This is a genomic window from Streptomyces mirabilis (assembly GCF_018310535.1).
Taxonomy (GTDB): Bacteria; Actinomycetota; Actinomycetes; order Streptomycetales; family Streptomycetaceae; genus Streptomyces.
Window position 1 is genome coordinate 4,790,327 of sequence record NZ_CP074102.1, and the last position, 19,641, is coordinate 4,809,967.

Sequence of the window (19,641 nt, forward strand, 5' to 3'; positions counted from 1 at the left end):
AGCTAGGGCGCGGGGATTCCTGAGTCACGGTCACGGCCGCGATCTCGGAGCCGGGAGAGGGCGGCGCGAATCTCCTCGATCATCATCGAGGGACGGTGGAAGACGTCCGCGGCGGTGTAGCGGAGGAGAAGAAGCACCTCCGGGCACTGGAGTACCTGGTTGAAGCGGGCGACATCCTGGCGGTGCGACTCGCGTGTGCCGTGGTACGCGTAGCCCTCGATCTCGACGGCCAGCCCCTCGGCTCGGAACAGGAAGTCCAGATAGCGGCGGCGGCCGTCGGGCGTACGGAGTTCGGCCTGGCTCTCGGGCCGAAGGCCCGCGTCGTGCAGGCGCAGGCGCGCGACGGTCTCCGCGGGGGAGCCGGAGTTCGGATCGGCGAGCTTCAGCCGTCCGCGGCCGCTTTCCGCGCCCCGCATGGGCGCTTCGAGCGCGAGGGAGACCAGGGCGGCGGTCGTGACCGGCGCGCGGCGGACGCCTCCGACCCTCCGCCAGGTCAGGGCCGACTCGACGGAGACGAGAGCCTCGTCGCGGGGACCGGCCCGGAGGAGGTCGGCGAGCGTACGGTCGGCGCCCGTGACGCGCAGGCCCTCACACCGGACCACGTCTCCCGCGCCGAGAGGCATGCGGTGTACGAGCACGCCCGTCCCGCCGCTGCGGAGGGTGAGTTCGGGATCGATGAACTCCAGGGTCCCTTCGGCCCTCGGGGTGAGCGTCTCGATCCGCCAGAGCGCGGTCGCCGAACGGTGACTCACGACGAGCCGCGGCTTGAGGAGCTGCACGGCCCGCAGCCGAGTGGCGAAGTCCGCATCCCGGCCCGGCTCGATCCAGGCCCCTGCCTGAACCCGGGTCCACCCCTCCCTTCCGAGCGCCCGGAGAAGCGACCTCCGCGCCCACCCGGCCTCCCGGGCACGCGAGGTGAGCAACACGCCCCCTTCGACCAGCTCCCTCAGCTCCACACCCCCGAGGATCCCGGAGCAGCCCCCCAGCCGTTCCCCCCTGTGGACAACCGAGCCTCACGGGGCCGGGCTGGCGGGTTGGGGATTGGCGGGTTTGGGCCGACGTGGGGTTGCTGCGGTGGGGTGATCTGGCGGTCATCGGGCGGCATAGGTGGCCCAAACCTGCCAAACGCCCAGTGGGGTGCGGGGTTAGCGGGGCAGGGGCGGGTGATTAGGAGTACGGGGCCGTCCTGGAGCTTCGAGTCCCGGACGGGGATGACGGCGGGGAGGCCGACGGCGACCTGGAGCGTCACCGTGGCTGCCGAGCTGAAGGAGGAGAGCTGCACGGCGGGGAGTGTTGCGGTGGTGTTGAAGAGCTGGGCGGTTTGAGGGGGCTGGACGCGAACGGGGCCGAGCTTTGGCTCGGCCCCGCAGTGTGGCTTGAGGCGTTGATCAGGTGGCGTGCTGGTCCAGCGGGGTCACGATGGTGGCGTGCTGGTCCTGCGGCGTGATGACCGTGGCGTGCTGGTCCTGCGGCGTGACTACCGTGGCGTGCTGGTCGGCGAAGGCTGGAGCAGCAGCCCCACCAGCAGCAGCGGCTGCGACAGCCAGAGTCACGAGGACCTTCTTGGTACGGGTCATTCCAGCTCTTGGAGAGAGGGGAGTTCCGAACTCCAAGTGACGCTAGTGGCCGGTGGGGCGGTTGTTCGAGAGGGCCGAACGGTTCCCGCCACGGATTGACCTGAACCATGCACCTGACACACATCGGCCGCGACGGCTCCCCCTCCGCGCCGCCGCGGCCGATCCCCGTGTGGTGTGAGCTCGGTGTCCCCCCGGGTCGGGCTTAGACCGGCTCGTCCGTGGCGTGGACGTTGTCCGTGGTGGCGTCGCCGGTCTCGGCCGGGGCGATCGGGTTCTTGCCGGTGAGGGGCTCGCTGGTCGCGTGGACGTTGTCCGTGGTGGCCGTGGGCTCGTCGGTGGCGTGGACGTTGTCGGTGCTGTTGGTGTCGGTCATGACTGGCTCCCCTGCAGTTCTTCGATGCGGTAGGGCGGTAAGGCGTAAAGCGCCCGCCCGGCAACTCCCCCGAGGGCCGCCGGGCGGGCACTTCTGGGCCGGTTCACCTTAGAGGTGCGGCCGACTGTCATCCCGTCTGCCCCCCGACGCGACGGATCGACTCGTTGAGAGTGCCGCGCGGCGATAAACGAATGATGAACGTCCAGGCGTGAGGCCTGCGACGAGGCCCTATGCGACGGCGAGGGGCTTGAGGAGAGCCCGTACCTCGTCGGCCTCCGGGGCGCCCATCGCCTCGAAGAGGTCCAGGGCCTCACGCCAGCAGACCTGTGCGCGACCGATCTGCCCGATCGAGCTCAGGGCGCGACCGAGCACCGTGAGCACGTTGCCGCGCCGCCAGTCGCCGCCGATCCCTCGCAGCACTGTCAGCGCCAACTCGGCGTTCGCGGCGGCCTGCGCGGGGCGTCGGGCGGCGAGATCGGCCTCGGCGAGCCGGAACAGGGTCATGCCTTCCCAGAGGCGCTGGCGGCTGTCCCGGAAGACGTTCAGGGCTTCCTGGAGGCGGTCGACGGCCTGGGCGAGCTGGCCGCTCTGGGTGAGTGCCAGGCCCAGTGCGTATCGGCCGTTGGCGCCCTTCAGGGCGTGCCCCATGTCGTCGTACATGGCCGTGCCCTGCTGGGCCAGCGCCACCGCGCTCGCGGTGCGGCCCTGGGCGAGGTGGATGCGGGACAGGTTGCACAGGGCGCTCGCCTCGCCGGGGCGATCCTCGCAGGTGCGGAAGTTCTCGATGGCGCGCGTCAGGTGCGCCTCTCCGTCCTCGTGCCGGTTCTGGTAGAGCGCGATCACGCCGAGGATGTTGGACGACCAGCAGCTCGTCAGCGGGTCGGCGGAGGCCAGGGCCAGTTCCAGGGCGCGGGTCGCGGCCTGGTCGGCCGGATCGAAGCGGCCGGTGATGTGGTGAACGAAGGCGAGGGTCGTCAGCGCTCGTGCCTCCGCCCGGGTGGCGCCGATCTGCCGCGCGGCGGCGCCCGCGGCTTGGGCGATGTCCTCGTACTCCTTGGAGTTCGCGCCCGATTCGGCCAGGTCGCAGGCGGCCCACAGCAGGTCGACGGCCCGTGCCAACGTCTCTGCGCCGATCGACTGCCGTACGCAGGCCAGCGTGCAGACCGCTTCCGCGTACAGCCAGTCTTGGGCCTGGTGGCGGTCTTCGAACACCAGGCCCGGGTACTCCGTGGCCTCAAGGTGTTCCACCAACCGGTCGCCGGGCCGGTCGAGCGCGTACACCCCCGCCGCCGTCGCCAGATAAAAGTCCAGCAACCGCGACATCGCCGCGTCCCGTTCGCTCGGGGGCTGTTCGTCGCGTTCCGCGCAGGCGCGGGCGTAGAGGCGTACGAGGTCGTGGTAGCGGTAGCGGCCTGGGGCGGCGGACTCCAGGAGGGAGGTGTCGACGAGGGATTCGAGGAGGTCCTCGGTGTCGTCGATCGAGAGGTCGAGGACGGCGGCCGCCGCGGCGAGGGAGATGTCGGGGCCGTCGGCCAGGCCCAGCAGGCGGAAGGCGCGGGCCTGGGCCGGCTCCAGCTGGCCGTAGCCGAGTTCGAAGGTGGCCTTGACCGCGAGGTCGCCGGCCTGGAGCTCGTCCAGGCGGCGGCGCTCGTCGCCGAGCTTCGCCGCCAGGACCGAGACGGTCCAGGTGCGGCGTGCGGCCAGCCGGGAGGCCGCGATACGGATGGCGAGGGGGAGGAAGCCGCAGGCCGCGACGACGTCGAGGGCCGCCTTGCGCTCCGACGCCACCCGCTCCTCGCCGACGATCTTCGTGAAGAGCTGGAGGGCCTCCTCCGGGGACATCACGTCGAGGTCGACCAGGTGGGCGCCCGCCAGGTCCACCATCCGTACCCGGGACGTGACGAGGGCCGCGCAGCCCTCCGTGCCGGGCAGGAGTGGGCGGACCTGGGCCGCGTCGCGGGCGTTGTCCAGGAGGACCAGGACCCGGCGGCCGTCCAGGACCGAGCGGTAGAGCGCCGAGCGCTCCTCCAGGGAGTCGGGGATGGAGGAGTCCGCCGTGCCCAGGGCACGCAGGAACGCGCCGAGGACCGTTTCCGGCTCCGCCGCCCGCTGGCCCGCACCCTGCAGGTCGACGTACAACTGCCCGTCGGGGAACGCCGTGCGCGCCTGGTGGGCCACGTGCACGGCGAGGGTCGTCTTGCCCACGCCGCCGATGCCCGCGAGCGCCGAGACGGCCATGACCTGGCCCTCGCCCTCGGCGGAGGAGGCGGAGGCCAGGACGTCGCTCAGTTCCTGGACGAAGGACGCGCGGCCCGTGAAGTCCGTGACGGTGGCGGGGAGTTGGGCGGGGCGGACCGGTGCCGCGGTGGGCTCGGCCACCGGGGCCGAGGGTTCCGCGAGGCCCGGGTCGGCCTGGAGGATCCGCTGCTGGAGCTCCTTCAGGCCCGGGCGCGGGTCCACGCCGAGCTCGTCGGCGAGGAGGCGGCGCGTGTCGGCGTACACGGCGAGCGCCTCGGCCTGCCGCCCGCTGCGGTACAGGGCGAGCATCAGCAGTTCGCGCAGCCGCTCGCGCAGGGGGTGCGCCGCGGTCAGGGCGGTGAGTTCGGAGACCGCCTCCGCGTGGCAGCCCTGCTCCAGGTCCATGTCGAGGCGGGATTCGAGGAGTTGGAGCCGCCACTCCTCCAGGCGCGCCCGCTGTGTCTCTGCGTAGGGCCCGGGCACGCTCGCCAGCGGCTCCCCGTCCCACAGGCCCAGCGCCCGGTTCAGCAGGTCGCGGGCGGAGCGCAGGTCTCCGGAGTGCTTGGCCTTCTCGGCGTCGGCGGCGAGTTCCTGGGCCTCGGCGAGGTCGAGAGAGCTGTCGCTCCCGGCCAGCCGGATCGCGTAGCCGCCGGACTCACTGATCAGGACGCCGGGGTCCAGGGCCTTGCGGAGCCGGGAGGCGTACGTCCGTACGGCGGCCAGCGCCTGGGGCGGGGACTCCTCGCCCCACAGGGCGTCGATCAGCTCGCCGGACGTGGCCGTCCGGCCCTCCCGTAGCAGCAGCGCGGCCAGCAGGGCGCGTTGCTGCGGGGACCCCGTGGGCAAGGAATCCTCGCCGTGCCAGGCGCGCACCGGGCCGAGCACGCTGAAGCGCAACGCCGCCGATTCCCCGGCACGTCGCTGCTCCGGCACTCGCGGTACACCGTCCATCGCCGTCCCCCTGCCGAACCGTCAGTACTACGGGGCCAGTTTGCCTTGTTCATGGCGGATGCGTCAGCCGTGCGAGACAGCGATCACAGGCCCGCACACCGTACAGGCACGGGGGATCACAGGGCTCTCACAACCTCTGCGCACATCTCCGCACAGAGCCGCCCATTCCAGAGGCGTGCGGGGGCGTACGGCGGCGGGGTGGGCGGCCGACGGGTCGGCGACAGGTGGCCGACGGATAGCTGACGGGTCGTCAGATCGGCGCTACCGTGAGCCGTATGGAGACCACGAGGACCACTGAGGCCGCCCAGGCGCCCGCGCCCCCGTTCCCGAAGATCATCTCCGTGGACGACCACACGGTGGAGCCACCCGGCGTCTGGCGCGACCGCCTCCCCGCGAAGTACCAGGACACCGGACCCCGCATAGTCCGCGCGCCGCTGAAGGAGATGACCTTCCTCGGCGGCAGGTTCGCCCCGGTGATGGGCGGCCCCGGCGACGACGGACCCGTCGGCGACTGGTGGGTCTACGAGGACCTGCACCGACCCCTCACCCGTCTCGACACCGCCGTCGGCTACGACAGGGACGAGATACGGCTGGAGATCATCACGTACGAGCAGATGCGCCCCGGCTCGTACGACGTCCCCCAGCGCCTCGCCGACATGGACGTCAACCACGTCCAGTCCGCCCTGTGCTTCCCCACCTTCCCGCGCTTCTGCGGCCAGACCTTCACCGAGGCCAAGGACCGCGAGCTGGGCCTGCTCGGAGTGAAGGCCTACAACGACTGGATGGTGGAGGAGTGGTGCGGCCCGGCGGCCCACGGCCGGCTCGTCCCGCTCACCCTCGTACCCCTCTGGGACCCGGAACTCGCCGCCGCGGAAGTGCGCCGCAACGCCGCTCGTGGCGTCCGCGCGGTCGCCTTCTCCGAGATCCCGCCCCACCTCGGGCTGCCCTCCGTCCACACCGACGACTGGGACCCCTTCCTCGCCGCCTGCGACGAGACCGGCACGGTCGTCGCCATGCACATCGGCTCCAGCAGCAAAATGCCGTCGACCTCGGCCGACGCGCCGCCCGCCGTCGGCTCCACCATCACCTTCGCCAACTGCTGCTTCTCGATGGTCGACTGGCTGATGAGCGGCAAGTTCGAACGCTTCCCGAACCTCAAGGTCATGTACGCGGAGGGCCAGATCGGGTGGATCCCCTACATCCTGGAGCGCGCCGACGTGGTCTGGGAGGAGAACCGCGGCTGGGGCGGCGTCGCCGACAAGGTCCACCGCCCGCCGTCCGAACTCTTCGCCGGCCACGTCTACGGCTGCTTCTTCGACGACGCGTTCGGCCTGCGGAACCTCGACGCCATCGGGGTCCCGAACGTCCTCTACGAGACCGACTACCCCCACTCCGACTCCACCTGGCCCAAGTCCCGCGAGGTCGGCGAGGCCCAGATGGGGCACCTGGACGCGGACGTGGTGGAACGGATCGTCCGGGGCAACGCCATCGAGCTGCTGGGGCTGACGGAGGACGGGCTCTGGGCCGGGCCGGGTGGTCCCCGTTGAACCAGTCCCCGTCGAACCCGGCGCCCCTGCTCTACGGGATGCAGCTCCCGATCCAGTCCCAGAGCACGATCTACGCCGAACCCTGGGAGGCGGCGGCCGGTCCCGGCGAGCTCGTCGCCGTCGCCCGCGCCGCCGACCGTGCCGGCTTCGCGTACGTGGCGAGCTGCGACCACGTGGCCGTGCCGCGCCGTCTCGCGGACGCCATGAGCACGATCTGGTACGACCCCGTCGCCACCCTCGCCTACCTCGCGGGCGTGACCGAGCGCGTACGGCTGCTCAGTCATGTCGCGGTCGTCGGGCTGCGGCATCCGCTGATCACGGCCAAGCAGTACGCGACCCTCGACCACCTCTCCGGCGGGCGGCTGATCCTCGGGGTCGGCGCCGGGCATGTGGAGGAGGAGTTCGAGGCGGTGGGCGCCGACTTCGCGCGGCGGGGGGCGGTGCTCGACGAGTCCATCGACGCGCTGCGCGCCGCCCTGGGGGCGGACGAGTTCCCCGTGCACCACGGGAAGCTGTACGACTTCGAAGGGCTCGGGCAGCGGCCCAGGCCCGCGCAGGAGCGCGTGCCCATCTGGGTCGGCGGCTCCTCGCCCGCCGCCGTGCGCCGGGCCGCGCTGCGGGGCGACGGCTGGCTGCCGCAGGGGGATCCGCGCGAGCGGCTGCCGGAGCAGATCGCCCGCCTGTACCGGATCAGGGAGGAGGCGGGGATCTCCGCGCCTCTCGTCGTGGGGGCCATCACCGAGCCCCTGTATGTCGGCACGCCCGGCTGGCAGGTCGGGCGGCGCACCGTGAGCGGGGCCCCGGAGGCGGTCGCCGAGTCGTTGCGGGCGTACCGGGCGATGGGGGTGCACCAGATCCAGGTGCGGTTCCGGGCGCGGGGGCTGAGTGAGCTCGTCGACCAGATCGCGGCGTTCGGCGCCGACGTCGCGCCCCACCTCAACTAGATCGCACCCCATCTCAACCAGATCGCGCCTCACCTCAAGCAGGGAGTCAGGGCATGGGCAAGCTGGACGGACGCGTCGTCATCGTCACCGGGGCGGCGCGCGGGCAGGGCGAGCAGGAGGCGCGGCTGTTCGCCGCGGAGGGTGCCAGGGTCGTCGTCGCGGACGTGCTCGACGACCGGGGCGAGGACGTGGCCAAGGAGCTGGACGCGCTCTACGTCCACCTCGACGTGGGCCGGGAGGACGACTGGGCGGCCGCCGTCGCCGCCGTGAAGGGCGCGTACGGGCGGATCGACGGGCTGGTAAACAACGCGGGCATCCTGCGCTTCAACGCCCTCGTGGACACCCCGTTGGACGAGTTCCTCCAGGTCGTGCAGGTCAACCAGGTCGGCTGCTTCCTCGGGATCAAGACGGTGGCGGGGGAGATCGCCGCGGCCGGCGGGGGCACGATCGTCAACACGGCCTCGTACACCGCGATGACCGGGATGGCGGCCGTGGGCACGTACACGGCGACCAAGCACGCCATCCTCGGCCTCACCCGCGTCGCCGCCCTGGAGCTGGCGCACCAGCGGATACGGGTCAACGCCATCTGCCCGGGCGCCGTCGACACCCCCATGTCGAACCCGGCCCAGCTCGACCCGACGGCCGACCCGGAGGAGATGACCAGGGCCCTGGACGAGCTGTACAGCAAGCTCGTGCCGCTCGGGCGGGTGGGCAGGCCCGAGGAGGTCGCCCGGCTCGCCCTCTTCCTGACCTCCGAGGACTCCTCGTACATCACCGGGCAGCCGTTCGTGATCGACGGGGGGTGGCTGGCGGGGGTCAGCGTTCTGTGAGGCCCAGCACCAGCTGACGGTTCGTCAGCTATTGACGCTTCACGGGCTCGGTGCAACAGTCGGCGGCAAGTAGATCTGACGGAACGTCAGATACGAATGTGGGGACGGTGAACCTCCTTGGAATTCGGGCTCTTTGTACAGGGATACGTGGGCAAGCGCGCCGAGACCGACCCGCTCGCGGAGCACAAGGCGCTGATGGAGGAGACCGAGTACGTCATCCAGGCGGACAAGTCCGGCTTCAAGTACGCCTGGGCGTCCGAGCACCACTTCCTGGAGGAGTACTCGCACCTCTCGGCGAACGACGTCTACCTCGGCTATCTCGCCCACGCCACGGACCGCATCCACCTCGGCTCGGGCATCTTCAACCCGCTCGCCCAGGTCAACCACCCGGTGAAGGTCGCCGAGAAGGTCGCCATGCTCGACCACCTCAGCGAGAACCGCTTCGAGTTCGGCAGCGGACGGGGCGCGGGCAGCCACGAGATCCTCGGCTTCCTCCCCGGCATCACCGACATGAACTACACCAAGGAGATCTGGGAAGAGACCATCGCCGAGTTCCCGAAGATGTGGCTCCAGGACGAGTACGTCGGGTTCCAGGGCAAGCACTGGCAGCTCCCGCCCCGCAAGGTGCTCCCCAAGCCGTACGGGAAGGCGCACCCCGCGATGTGGTACGCCGCCGGGTCGCCACCCTCGTACGCCATGGCCGCCCGCAAGGGCCTGGGCGTGCTCGGCTTCAGCGTGCAGAAGGTCTCCGACATGGAGTGGGTGCTCCAGCAGTACAAGACCGCCATCGTGGACGCCGAGCCCGTCGGGGCCTTCGTCAACGACAACGTGATGGTGACGACGACGGCCATCTGCGCGCCGACCCACGACGAGGCGATACGGATCGCGGTCGGCGGCGGACTGCACTACCTCCCCTCCCTCGTCTTCCGCTACCACGACACCTTCCCGCGCCCCGAGGGCTTCCCCGTCTGGCCGGAGACGCTCCCCGAGTACAACGCGGAGTTCGTCGAACTCCTCATCGAGGAGGAGCTGTTGATCTGTGGTGACCCGGACGAGGTGCTCACCCAGTGCAAGCGGTGGGAGCAGGCGGGAGCCGACCAGCTCTCCTTCGGGCTGCCGGTCGGGGTCCCGAAGGAGGAGACCCTGCAGACGATCCGGCTGATCGGCGAGCACGTGATTCCGAAGATCGACACGGATCCGGTGCACCGGACGACCCGTTTCCGGCAAGCGGTCTGAGGAGGGTGCGGCCATGCTCGACCACGTCATCAAGGGCGCGACCGTCGTGGACGGCACGGGCGCGCCCGGCTACACCGCGGACGTCGCCATCCGCGACGGCCGTATCGCCGCGATCGGCACCGTCACGGAGGCGTCCCGCACGAGCGAGGACGCCTCCGGTCTCGTCCTGGCCCCCGGATTCGTCGACCCGCACACGCACTACGACGCCCAGCTCTTCTGGGACCCCTACGCCACCCCGTCCCTGAACCACGGGGTGACGACGGTCGCGGGCGGCAACTGCGGCTTCACCCTCGCCCCGCTGAATCCGGCACGGCCCGAGGACGCCGACTACACGCGCCGCATGATGTCCAAGGTCGAGGGGATGTCGCTGGTCGCCCTGGAGGAGGGGGCGCCCTGGAACTGGCACAGCTTCGGCGACTACCTCGACGCCCTGGAGGGGCGGATCGCCGTCAACGCGGGCTTCATGGTGGGGCACTGCGCGCTGCGGCGGTACGTCATGGGCGCGGACGCGGTGGGCGGGCAGCCGACCGGGGAACAGCTGGAGCAGATGCTCGCCCTCTTCCACGAGGCGATGGAGGCGGGAGCCTGGGGCCTGTCCACCACCCAGTCCTCCACCCACTCCGACGGCGACGGGAAACCGGTGGCGTCCCGGCACGCGAAACCTGCGGAGTTGCTGGCTTTGAGCAGGGCCGTCGGCGAGCACGAGGGCACCCAGATCGAGGCGATCGTCGCCGGCTGCCTCGACCAGTTCAGCGACGACGAGATCGACCTCTTCGTCGAGATGAGCGCCGCGGCGGGCCGCCCGCTCAACTGGAACGTGCTGACCGTCGACGCCGCCGTCCCCGAGCGCGTGCCGAGGCAACTGGTCGCGAGCGAACGGGCGCGGAAGGCGGGCGGCCGGGTGGTGGCCCTCACCATGCCGATCCTCACCCCCATGAACATGTCCCTGGGCACGTTCTGCGCGCTGAACCTGATCCCCGGGTGGGGGCCGATCCTCGCCCTGCCCGTCCCGGAGCGCATCGCACGGCTGCGGGACCTCTCCGTGCGGGCCGAGATGCTGGCCCGGGCGAACAGTAAGGAGGCGGGCGTCTTCCGCCGCCTCGCCAACTTCGGCCGGTACGTCATCGGGGACACCTACAGCCCGGCGAACGACGGCCTCACCGGGCAGGTCGTGAAGGACATCGCGGCCCGGCGCCACCAGGAACCCTTCGAGTGCCTGGTCGAGATCTGCGCGCACGACGACCTGCGGACGGTGCTGTGGCCCATGCCCACCGACAACGACACCGACTCCTGGACGCTGCGCGCCGAGACCTGGCAGCACCCGGACGTCATGCTCGGCGGCTCGGACGCGGGGGCCCATCTGGACCGCATGTGCGGGGCCCCGTACACGACCCGGTTCCTCGGGGACTGTCTGCGCGGGCGGAAGCTGACCACCCTGGAGGCGGCCGTGAAGATGCTCACGGACGACCCGGCGCGGCTCTTCGGACTGAGGGAACGCGGGCGGATCGCGGAGGGCTTCCATGCGGACCTCGTGCTGTTCGACCCGGAGCGCATCGACGCCGGCAAGGCCACCCTGGTGCACGACCTGCCGGGAGACAGCCCGCGACTCGACTCCAAGGCGATCGGCATCACGGCGGTCTGGGTCAACGGCGTCGAGTCGATCCGGGGGGACGTGGTGACGGGCGCCGTCCCCGGGAAGGTTCTCCGCTCCGGGCGGGACACGCAGACGGTGAGCACGCGGTGACCGATGTGCGGGGGGCGGGCGACGAGCGGCGGCTGTTCATCGGCGGCTCCTGGGTGGAGCCCGACGACGGGCACTACGAGGTGATCGACCCGGCGACGGAGGGTGTCGTCGGGATGGCGCCGGAGGCCTCGCGGAGGCAGGTGCACGCGGCCGCCGCCGCGGCCCGGGAGGCCTTCGGCCCGTGGTCACGGACGCCCCCCGAGGAGCGCGCGGCGCTCCTCGGCCGGGCGGCGGACATCATCCGGCGCAACTTCCTCCCCTACGCCGATCTCGCCCAGGCCGAGAGCGGTGCCACGACCGGGACCGCGCGCGGGATGCAGGTGGGGGTGGGCGCGGCCCGTTTCCGGCGTTACGCGCGCGTGGAGCCCGTCGAGCAGCCGCTGCCGCCGCAGATCAACGAGGCCGGGCCGTTCGGGAAGGCGGCGGTGATGGGCGCCCTCGCCGTCCGCCAGCCGGTCGGCGTGGTCACCTGCGTCACTTCCTACAACAACCCCTGGGCCAACCCGGCCGGGAAGATCGCCCCCGCCCTGGCCATGGGCAACACGGTGGTCGTGAAGCCCGCCCCGCAGGACCCGCTCTCCGTGTACCGGATGGCTCAGGTCCTGGAGGCGGCGGGCGTACCGGCGGGTGTCGTGAACGTGGTGAGCGGTTCGCGCGCGGAGGTCGGCGAGGCGGCCGTGGACTGCGAGGACGTGGACATGGTCAGCTTCACCGGCTCGACGGCGGTGGGGCAGCGCATCGCCGAGGTGTGCGGGCGGGGGATGAAACGCCAGCTGATGGAGCTGGGCGGGAAGGGCGCGGCGGTCGTCTTCGACGACGCGGACGTCGAGTCGGCGGTGCTCGGCATCGGCACGACGTTCTCCTTCTACAGCGGCCAGATCTGCACGGCGCCGACGAGGGTGATCGCACAGCGGGGTGTCCACGACCGCCTGGTCGAGCAACTGGCCGCGTACGCCGGGCGGTTGACGGTCGGGGATCCGCGGGAGCCCGGGACGGTCGTCGGGCCGGTCATCTCGGCGGCCCACCGGGACCGGGTCGAGGCCTACGTCGAACTCGGCCGCAAGGAGGGCGCGCGGATCGTCACGGGCGGCACGCGCCCCCCGTACGACCGCGGCTTCTACGTCGCCCCGACCCTCCTCGCGGACTGCACCCCCGACATGAGGGTGGTCCGCGAGGAGATCTTCGGGCCCGTCGTCGTGGTCGTGCCCTTCGACGACGAGGAGGAAGGCATCGCCCTCGCCAACGACAGCGACTACGGGCTGATCGACTACGTCTGGTCGGGCGACGTCGCCCGCGCCTTCCGCGTCGCCCGCGCGCTGCGTGCGGGCGGGGTGGGCGTCAACACCGTCGGCCGCAACATGGAGGCGCCGTTCGGCGGCTTCAAGAAGAGCGGGGTGGGGCGGGACGTGGGGTCGTACGCACTGCACGCGTACAGCGAGGTGCAGGCGATCGTGTGGCCGTCGGGGAACTAGGGCCTCTGCGGCATGACCGGCCGGACAGGCCTTGGGCCTGCCCGGACCGGCGGGGTGCGTCATCCGGGCGGGGTGCCGAACCCGTCCGGCATGGTTCCGGGGCTCGCGGCGTCACGCGGCGGATGCTGATGACTCCCACCCGGCAGGAGAGGCCCATGAACCACCCCAGCCCTCAAGTAACCCGAAGGGCGGCATCCACCGGAGCGGGAGGTGACAGCGCAGGCCAGGCCGGGGTCATCGGCATCGGACTCGCCGCTGTGCTGACGTTCGCACTCGCGCAGGGTTCCTGGCAGTGGTTCTCCACGTACATCGGGGTGACGCTTCTCGCCGTGATCTTCGCCTTTCAGCGGCGGTCGGCATGGACGCCCGGCATCCGGTCGGCATACATGCGCGGGCTGGTCGCGTATTCGCTGGTCGTCGGCCTGTGCGTGGCGATCGCACTGGCCCCCATGATGCAGCGCTGGGCCTGGCTGTTTCCGATGTCGGGCACGCGTAGCGGGTGCGAGGGGAAAGGCAGGTACGAGGCCATCAAGTCGGAGGCCGCGCTGGCGAACCTGGCGGATCGCGACGGCGCCGCCCTGGCGTACGCACAGCAGGCCCAGAGCGATGAGGCCGTCGCCGACTGCCTGGCGGCCACGACGACCCTGTGGCTGCCCCTGTACGGAGCCGGGGTGGCCGTGCTGGTAGGCGCGGGTGCGTGGGCCCGCGACCGGGCTCGGGCGACGAAGGAGCCTTAGGGCCTGTCCGGCGTGGTGAGTACGGCGAACATGGAAACACCGGCCCCGATGGGGTGCTCAGGCATCCTCCCTGAGGTTGGCGCGCTGGATCTGGCGGGCCAGGGTGCGGCGTACGGAGGCCGATTCGGTGGGGTTGGCCGTCGTGGGGCCGGGAAGGTCGAGGGCGCGGCTGATCTCGTCGTAGGCGTGCCGGTGGCCGCCGGGCAGAGTGGCCCGGTGCAGCCGCAGGTCCTCCTCGACCAGGCGCCGGAGTTCGTCGACGCTCTGGGGTGTGAAGTGCTTCTTTCCCCGGGCGACGGCGTTGAGGTGGCGGGTGCAGTGGGCGGTGTCGTGGAGGGTCTCGGAGATCTCCTCGGCGAGGCCCCAGAGGCGTCCCTGGAGCCAGGGGGTGTCGTGCTGGTCGAGGGAGAGGCGAGGCGGGGGTGATGGATCGTCCCCCTTGTGCTTGGTGACCTGCTTGGACACGGCGGGCTGACTCATGCCGGTGAGGTGGGCGATCCTGTCCTGGGTCCAGCCGAGACCGGCGAAGAGTTTGATCATCTCGGCGCGTAGCCGGCGCATCTCCTCGCCCGCGCGGATGACGTCGTTCATGTCGGCGAACATCCGCTCGGCCTGCGCCTCGGTCAGGGGCCCGGTCGGGGGCTGGGGGGTTCGACGCGTGTCCTCTTCGGCTGCCATAGCTCGGTTATATACCGAGGTCGAGTGTCTCAGCCGAGCCATAACCTGGTTGTATAACTCGGTTATGGCTGTCAGGATCCGTGCCATGCCCACCTTCACCGCACCTGATGGAACCCGCCTCGCCTACCGCCTGATGGGAGGCGGGAACGGGGGCGGCGGCGATCCGGTCCTCTGTGTCCCCGGCGGCCCCACGGACTCCCGCTACCTCGGTGACCTCGGAGGCCTCTCCGCCCACCGTCGGCTGGCCGTCCTGGACCTGCGCGGTACCGGCCGGTCCGCGCTCCCGCACGACATCGCCGGCTACCGCTGCGACCGCCTGGTCGACGACGTCGAGGCGTTGCGCGCGCACCTCGGGCCGGCCCGGCTCGACCTGCTCGGCCACTCCGCCGGAGCGAACGTCGTGACGCAGTACGCGGCCCGGTATCCGGAGCGCGTCGGCAGGCTCGCCCTGATCGGCCCCGGCACCCGGGCCGTCGGCATCGAGGTCACGGGGGAGGCGCGGCGCGCACTCGCGCGGCTCAGAGAGGACGAGCCCTGGTTCCCGGCGGCGTTCGGGGCCCTGGAGGCGATCGGCGCCGGAACGGGCAGCGACTGGGAGGCCATCGCCCCCTTCTTCTGGGGCCGCTGGGACGCCGCGGCGCGCCGGCACCATACGGCGGCCCGGCCGCGCAACGCGGAAGCCGTGGCCCTCTTCGCGGCCGAGGGTGCCTTCGACCCGCCCGCCACCCGCGCCGCGCTCGCCGTCTGCCGGGCCCCCGCCCTGCTGCTCACCGGGGAGTTCGACCTGAACAGCCCGCCCGGGGCGACGGCCGAGTTCGCGGGGCTGTTCCCCGACGCGCGACTCGTCGTGCAGCCGGGGGCCGGTCATTACCCCTGGCTCGACGACGCCGGGCGGTTCGTGGCGACCGTAGCGGCGTTTCTGGGCTGAGCGCGGCTGACGGTAGCGTTGCTATCGAAATAGTGTTAGCGTTGCTCTCGTCGGGTGGTGAACGCCGCTACCCCGCGACATCGAGGAGCATCGTCATGACCGAGCACTCCAGCACGTCGGGAACGTCCCGCCGAGTGGCCGTCGTCACGGGCGGATCCCGCGGAATCGGCCGGGAGGCCGCCGAGCGCCTCGCGGCCGACGGTTACGCCGTCGTCGTGAACTACGCGGGCAACGAGGCCGAGGCCGACAAGACCGTCGCCGCGATCGCCGAGGCGGGCGGAGAAGCGATCGCCGTCCGCGCCGACGTGGCCGACGAGACCGAGGTGGCCGCCCTCTTCGACGCCACCGAATCCGCCTTCGGCGGGGTGGACGTCGTCGTCCACGCGGCCGGTGTCATGGTTCTCGCGCCCCTGGTCGACCTCGACCTCGACACGCTGGACCGCATGCACCGCACCAACATCCGCGGCACGTTCGTCGTCGACCAGCAGGCGGCACGACGGCTGCGCGCGGGCGGCGCGCTCATCAACTTCTCCAGCTCCGTGCTGGCGCTCGCGATCCCCGGGTACAGCGCGTACGCCGCCACCAAGGGTGCCGTCGAGGCCATGACCCTGATCGTCGCGCGTGAGCTGCGCGGCCGGGACGTCACCGTCAACGCCGTGGCCCCCGGCCCGACCGCCACCGCCCTCTTCCTGGACGGCAAGGACGAGGAGACCATCGCGCGGATGGCGGCCCAGCCGCCGCTGGAGCGCCTCGGCACCCCCCGGGACATCGCCGACGTGGTGTCCTTCCTCGCCGGTCCCGCGGGCCGCTGGGTCAACGGCCAGGTGCTGCGGGCCAACGGCGGCATCGCGTAACCCACCCCAATCCAGAAGGAGTTCGGTCATGGATGCTGTTTCGCGCAAGACGATCGTCATCACGGGGGCCGGATCCGGCTTCGGCGCGCTGTCCGCCCGTGCCCTCGCCCGCGCCGGACACACGGTGTACGCCGCGATGCGGGACACCGGCGGGCGCAACGCGGCCCGGGTCGCGGAGGCCGAGGCGTACGCCGCCGAGCACGCGGTGGACCTCCGTACGGTCGAACTCGACGTCCTCTCCCAGGAGTCGGCGGACGCGGCGATCGCCACGGTGCTGGCGGGGGCCGGCCGGCTGGACGTCCTCGTCCACAACGCCGGGCACATGGTGACCGGCCCGGCGGAGGCCTTCACGCCCGCCGAACTGGCCGCGGTCCACGACACGAACGTGCTGGGCACCCAGCGCGTCAACCGGGCCGCGCTGCCGCACCTGCGGGCCCAGGGCCACGGCCTGCTGCTGTGGGTCGGCTCCACCTCCACGCGCGGCGGCACCCCGCCGTACCTGGCGCCGTACTTCGCCGCCAAGGCCGCGATGGACGCGCTCGCCGTGTCGTACGCCGCCGAGCTGGCCCGCTTCGGCATCGAGACGACGATCGTGGTGCCGGGCGCGTTCACCTCGGGCACGAACCACTTCGCGAGCGGCGGCCACCCCTCCGAACAGACCGTGCTGCCCGCCTACGAGGAGCACTACGCGGGCCTGATGGACCAGGTCGCGGGACGCCTGGCGGCCCTCACGCCGCCCGACGCGGACGTGTCGCTCGTCGCCGACGCCATCGTCGACGTGGTGGACACCCCGTACGGGAAGCGTCCCTTCCGGGTGCACGTAGACCCGGCGGACGACGGTTCGCAGGAGGTCAGCGTGGTCGCGGACCGTGTCCGCGCCGAGTTCCTGACCCGGATCGGCCTGGCGGACCTGCTGTCCCCCGTAGCGCAGAAGGAGACGGCGTGACCTCGGACGACTCGGATAACGTCGCTACCGTGAGTACGTCCGTGAGCAGTACGAAAGCGCGCATCCTCGAAGTGGCGGCCGAGCTGGTGGCGAACTCCCCCGACGGGGACGTCTCCACCCGGGCGGTCTGCGAGGCGGCGGGGGTCGGCGCCCCCGCCCTCTACCGCCACTTCGGGGACAAGGAGGGCCTGCTGTCGGCGGTGGTCGACCACGGGTACGAGAAGTACCTGACGACCAAGCGCAGCCGCAGGCCCGGCACGGATCCGATCCAGGACCTGCGCGACGGCTGGGACACCCACACGGACTTTGCCCTGCGCAACCCGAACCTGTACCGCCTCATGAACTCCCCGGCGATGCGCACGCCGCCGGCCGCCGCCCTGGAGTCCCACCGCATCCTCACCGCGGACCTCCGGCGCGCGGCCGAACAGGGCAAGCTGCGCCTGGCCCCCGAACTCGCCGCCCAGATGATCATGTCTGCCAACGTCGGCGTCTCCCTGATGCTGGTCTCCCGCCAGGCGACCTTCACGGACGAGACGCTCTCCCGGCGGATACGGGACGCGGTGCACGCGGTGGTCTTCACCCCGGAGGCGACGGGGCCGGAGACCGCGTCCGCCGGCGAGGAGGAAGCGAAAGAGGAAGACGTACTCCCCGCCACCGCCACCCACCTCGCCGCCCTCCTCCGCCAGACCCCGAGGCAGGACTTCACCCCGGGCGAGTCCGCCCTCCTGGGCGAGTGGCTGGACCGTCTCTCCAACACGACACCGGAATAGCCGTACTCAGGCCACGACGGGCCACGACGGGCCACGACAGGTCACGGCCTCGCGGCAACCTGAGTACGACGCCGGATGCCGCCCGAACACGTGACGCTGCCGGCCCTCGGCCCGTGAGTGCCGGGACAGTTCCGCCGCCGACGGCGGTGTCGCCCCGGCCGGCTCAAGCCCCCAGGAAAATCGGGTTCGTGAACGCGGCCAACGCCCCCGGCACCGGCCCCGCCGCCGTCTCGTGGCGCAACTCCGCCCGTACGTAGGCCGCGTACTGCGCCGTCGTGTTCCACTCCACCGTCCCGGAACCCGAGACGGGCAAGGGGGCGCTCGTGAAAAGAACTCCCTGGTCGGTGACGAAGCGGACCGTGCAACGGGGGGCGCCGGTGGCCTCCAGGCGGACGGTGACCGGGGTGTCGGGGGCGACCCGCAGGCGCTCGCCGATCCCGGCGTGCTCGCCCTTCGAGCCTGTCGCCGTGAAGGACAGCGACACCACCTTCGACTCCGCCACGTAGGAGCGGCCCGCGCGCAGGCCCTCCTGGATGGCCTCGCGGGTCAGGTCGTCGGCGAGGACGACCGTCTGCGGGCTGCCGACCGGATCGGGGTCGCGGTGGGCGTCGCTGTTGCCCATCGCCGGGAGCCAGGAGCGGTCGGGGGTGCCCGAACGTACGGCCGCCACCAGTGTGTTGTCCCAGTCCGCGAGGGTCACCTCGTCGTCGGGGGTGTACGGGCCGTTCCACACCTCCACCGCGTCCGCCTCCCCGAAGCCGAACTTCCAGCCGCAGCCGACACAGGTGGCGTGGGGGTGGGCGGGGACGACGAGGCCGCCCGCGCGACGGATCTGACGGGCGAAACGGCCGAAACGGTTGTCGCGGGCCCGGTAGCGCCAGTCGACGAACGTGGCGGGGTCCGTGCCGAGGGCCACCACGTGACCGTTGCGGGTCGTGATCTCCTCGCCCAGCAGGATCAGCAGTTCGCCGTCGGGATGGGGGCCCGCCTGGTCCGCCCAGTGGGGGTGCGAGGAGTGCGTGTTGTGGTCCGAGGTGTTGATGAAGTCCAGGCCCGCGGCGCGCGCCAGCGCGGCGATCTCCGCGGGGGTGCGGCGGCCGTCCGAGTACCAGGAGTGGAGGTGGCAGTCACCCCGGTACCAGGCGCGGCCCCGGCCCTTCGCACGGGACGGCGGGTACGCCGGGACCGGGGTGGCGTCCTGCTCCCCGTACGTCAGCGTGATCGTGACCTCGTACGGCAGGCCCTGCGGCGCCACCGTGTAGGGGCCCAGCGCGATGTGCCAGGTGCCGGGGTGGATCCGGCCGGGGATGTAGCCCGGCGTCGCGTCGTCCGCGCGGACGAAGAACTCGGTGCGCGCGCCGCCCGACCAGCCGCGGAAGCCCTCGCCGCCCAGTGCCGTGCCGCGCTCGTCGAAGAGGCCGATGTCGAGCGCGTTGCCCGCGGTGCCGGCCGGGACGGACGGTTTCTCGTAGGTGTACGCGACGTGGATCTCCCGCACGCCGCGCGGGACCTCCACCGGGAGGTACACGAAGTCCGGTGAACCGGTGGGCAGGGTGCCGGACACCGTACGGGTCTCGGTACGGTCGGTCGCCTCGGAGCCGCTCGCGAAGGTCACGCTTCCCAACGTAAGGGCGGCCGCCGCCCCCGTCACGAACAGCGCGCGTCTGCCGATTCCGTCGAAACTCTCGATGCCGTGGTCGTCCTCGCACATGCTGCTGCTCCCAGGGTGTCGTGAGAGTGACATGGGTGGTGCACGTTGGCACGTACAACCCTGGTAGTCGGCTGTGAACTGCGGGGCAAGGGAAGGAAATCGACA

The 19,641-nt window shown here is 71.7% G+C and carries 17 protein-coding genes; 11 read left to right on the forward strand and 6 right to left on the reverse strand.

The genetic code is table 11. From position 1 onward, the window contains the following. Positions 1-2 precede the first annotated feature (2 nt). The 4 genes from SMIR_RS21270 to afsR form a co-directional block, all read right to left on the reverse strand. Positions 3-956, reverse strand: a complete 954-nt coding sequence (locus SMIR_RS21270; protein WP_168492735.1) for a hypothetical protein — start codon at positions 954-956, stop codon at positions 3-5. A 432-nt stretch (positions 957-1,388) separates the two neighbouring features. Beyond that, a complete protein-coding gene (locus tag SMIR_RS21280; protein WP_168492733.1) occupies positions 1,389-1,577 on the reverse strand; it encodes a hypothetical protein in 189 nt (62 codons plus the stop codon). Between the two features lie 202 nt (positions 1,578-1,779). Then, complete coding sequence (locus SMIR_RS21285) at positions 1,780-1,950, reverse strand: hypothetical protein (RefSeq protein WP_168492731.1); 171 nt, start codon at positions 1,948-1,950, stop codon at positions 1,780-1,782. 228 nt (positions 1,951-2,178) lie between these two features. Next, positions 2,179-5,139 (reverse strand): SARP-family global regulator AfsR, encoded by a 2,961-nt coding sequence (gene afsR, locus SMIR_RS21290; RefSeq protein ID WP_212727250.1) that lies wholly within the window; start codon positions 5,137-5,139, stop codon positions 2,179-2,181. A 275-nt stretch (positions 5,140-5,414) separates the two neighbouring features. On the opposite strand from afsR, the gene SMIR_RS21295 reads away from it, so the two are divergent. From SMIR_RS21295 to SMIR_RS21325, 7 genes are all read left to right on the forward strand, one after another. Next, positions 5,415-6,686 (forward strand): amidohydrolase family protein, encoded by a 1,272-nt coding sequence (locus tag SMIR_RS21295; RefSeq protein ID WP_168492727.1) that lies wholly within the window; start codon positions 5,415-5,417, stop codon positions 6,684-6,686. Positions 6,687-6,724: 38 nt separating this feature from the next. After that, positions 6,725-7,630, forward strand: coding sequence for a TIGR03619 family F420-dependent LLM class oxidoreductase (locus SMIR_RS21300; RefSeq protein ID WP_168501106.1), 906 nt, complete (start codon positions 6,725-6,727; stop codon positions 7,628-7,630). A gap of 53 nt (positions 7,631-7,683) precedes the next feature. Next, complete coding sequence (locus SMIR_RS21305) at positions 7,684-8,460, forward strand: SDR family NAD(P)-dependent oxidoreductase (protein ID WP_101404461.1); 777 nt, start codon at positions 7,684-7,686, stop codon at positions 8,458-8,460. A 117-nt stretch (positions 8,461-8,577) separates the two neighbouring features. After that, positions 8,578-9,696: an LLM class flavin-dependent oxidoreductase gene (locus SMIR_RS21310; protein WP_097285170.1), complete on the forward strand. Its 1,119-nt coding sequence runs from the start codon at positions 8,578-8,580 to the stop codon at positions 9,694-9,696. Then, positions 9,656-11,440, forward strand: coding sequence for an N-acyl-D-amino-acid deacylase family protein (locus SMIR_RS21315; protein WP_282190391.1), 1,785 nt, complete (start codon positions 9,656-9,658; stop codon positions 11,438-11,440). Before SMIR_RS21310 ends, SMIR_RS21315 begins: the two co-directional genes overlap by 41 nt. Further along, positions 11,437-12,912 (forward strand): aldehyde dehydrogenase family protein, encoded by a 1,476-nt coding sequence (locus SMIR_RS21320; RefSeq protein ID WP_249938452.1) that lies wholly within the window; start codon positions 11,437-11,439, stop codon positions 12,910-12,912. The genes SMIR_RS21315 and SMIR_RS21320 overlap by 4 nt, the downstream gene beginning before the upstream one ends. Before the next feature lie 155 nt (positions 12,913-13,067). Beyond that, a complete protein-coding gene (locus SMIR_RS21325) occupies positions 13,068-13,649 on the forward strand; it encodes a hypothetical protein (RefSeq protein WP_168492721.1) in 582 nt (193 codons plus the stop codon). A gap of 57 nt (positions 13,650-13,706) precedes the next feature. Here the strand turns inward: SMIR_RS21325 and SMIR_RS21330 are convergent, their stop codons facing one another. After that, complete coding sequence (locus tag SMIR_RS21330; RefSeq protein WP_168492719.1) at positions 13,707-14,327, reverse strand: sigma-70 family RNA polymerase sigma factor; 621 nt, start codon at positions 14,325-14,327, stop codon at positions 13,707-13,709. 85 nt (positions 14,328-14,412) lie between these two features. Between SMIR_RS21330 and SMIR_RS21335 the strand changes: the two genes are divergently transcribed. The 4 genes from SMIR_RS21335 (at position 14,413) to SMIR_RS21350 (ending at position 17,825) form a co-directional block, all read left to right on the forward strand. After that, complete coding sequence (locus SMIR_RS21335; protein WP_168492717.1) at positions 14,413-15,255, forward strand: alpha/beta fold hydrolase; 843 nt, start codon at positions 14,413-14,415, stop codon at positions 15,253-15,255. A gap of 95 nt (positions 15,256-15,350) precedes the next feature. Next, entirely contained in the window at positions 15,351-16,109 is a 759-nt protein-coding gene (locus tag SMIR_RS21340) for an SDR family oxidoreductase (protein ID WP_168492715.1), read from the forward strand. 28 nt (positions 16,110-16,137) lie between these two features. After that, entirely contained in the window at positions 16,138-17,055 is a 918-nt protein-coding gene (locus SMIR_RS21345) for an SDR family NAD(P)-dependent oxidoreductase (protein WP_168492713.1), read from the forward strand. A gap of 41 nt (positions 17,056-17,096) precedes the next feature. Continuing rightward, complete coding sequence (locus SMIR_RS21350; protein WP_248002969.1) at positions 17,097-17,825, forward strand: TetR/AcrR family transcriptional regulator; 729 nt, start codon at positions 17,097-17,099, stop codon at positions 17,823-17,825. Positions 17,826-17,988: 163 nt separating this feature from the next. Here the strand turns inward: SMIR_RS21350 and SMIR_RS21355 are convergent, their stop codons facing one another. Beyond that, the gene (locus SMIR_RS21355) at positions 17,989-19,536 is read right to left on the reverse strand and encodes a CehA/McbA family metallohydrolase (RefSeq protein ID WP_212727251.1); all 1,548 of its coding nucleotides are present in this window, start codon (positions 19,534-19,536) and stop codon (positions 17,989-17,991) included. Between the last annotated feature and the right edge of the window lie 105 nt (positions 19,537-19,641).

What these genes read in the sequence shown, in the direction of transcription:
- SMIR_RS21300 (WP_168501106.1), top strand. Translation starts at nt 6,725, where the DNA reads ATGCAGCTCCCGATCCAGTCCCAGAGCACGATCTACGCCGAACCCTGG.
- SMIR_RS21325 (WP_168492721.1), top strand. Translation starts at nt 13,068, where the DNA reads ATGAACCACCCCAGCCCTCAAGTAACCCGAAGGGCGGCATCCACCGGA.
- SMIR_RS21355 (WP_212727251.1), bottom strand. Translation starts at nt 19,536, where the DNA reads ATGTGCGAGGACGACCACGGCATCGAGAGTTTCGACGGAATCGGCAGA.
- SMIR_RS21335 (WP_168492717.1), top strand. Translation starts at nt 14,413, where the DNA reads ATGCCCACCTTCACCGCACCTGATGGAACCCGCCTCGCCTACCGCCTG.
- SMIR_RS21295 (WP_168492727.1), top strand. Translation starts at nt 5,415, where the DNA reads ATGGAGACCACGAGGACCACTGAGGCCGCCCAGGCGCCCGCGCCCCCG.
- SMIR_RS21280 (WP_168492733.1), bottom strand. Translation starts at nt 1,577, where the DNA reads ATGACCCGTACCAAGAAGGTCCTCGTGACTCTGGCTGTCGCAGCCGCT.
- SMIR_RS21330 (WP_168492719.1), bottom strand. Translation starts at nt 14,327, where the DNA reads ATGGCAGCCGAAGAGGACACGCGTCGAACCCCCCAGCCCCCGACCGGG.
- afsR (WP_212727250.1), bottom strand. Translation starts at nt 5,139, where the DNA reads ATGGACGGTGTACCGCGAGTGCCGGAGCAGCGACGTGCCGGGGAATCG.
- SMIR_RS21305 (WP_101404461.1), top strand. Translation starts at nt 7,684, where the DNA reads ATGGGCAAGCTGGACGGACGCGTCGTCATCGTCACCGGGGCGGCGCGC.
- SMIR_RS21345 (WP_168492713.1), top strand. Translation starts at nt 16,138, where the DNA reads ATGGATGCTGTTTCGCGCAAGACGATCGTCATCACGGGGGCCGGATCC.
- SMIR_RS21285 (WP_168492731.1), bottom strand. Translation starts at nt 1,950, where the DNA reads ATGACCGACACCAACAGCACCGACAACGTCCACGCCACCGACGAGCCC.
- SMIR_RS21340 (WP_168492715.1), top strand. Translation starts at nt 15,351, where the DNA reads ATGACCGAGCACTCCAGCACGTCGGGAACGTCCCGCCGAGTGGCCGTC.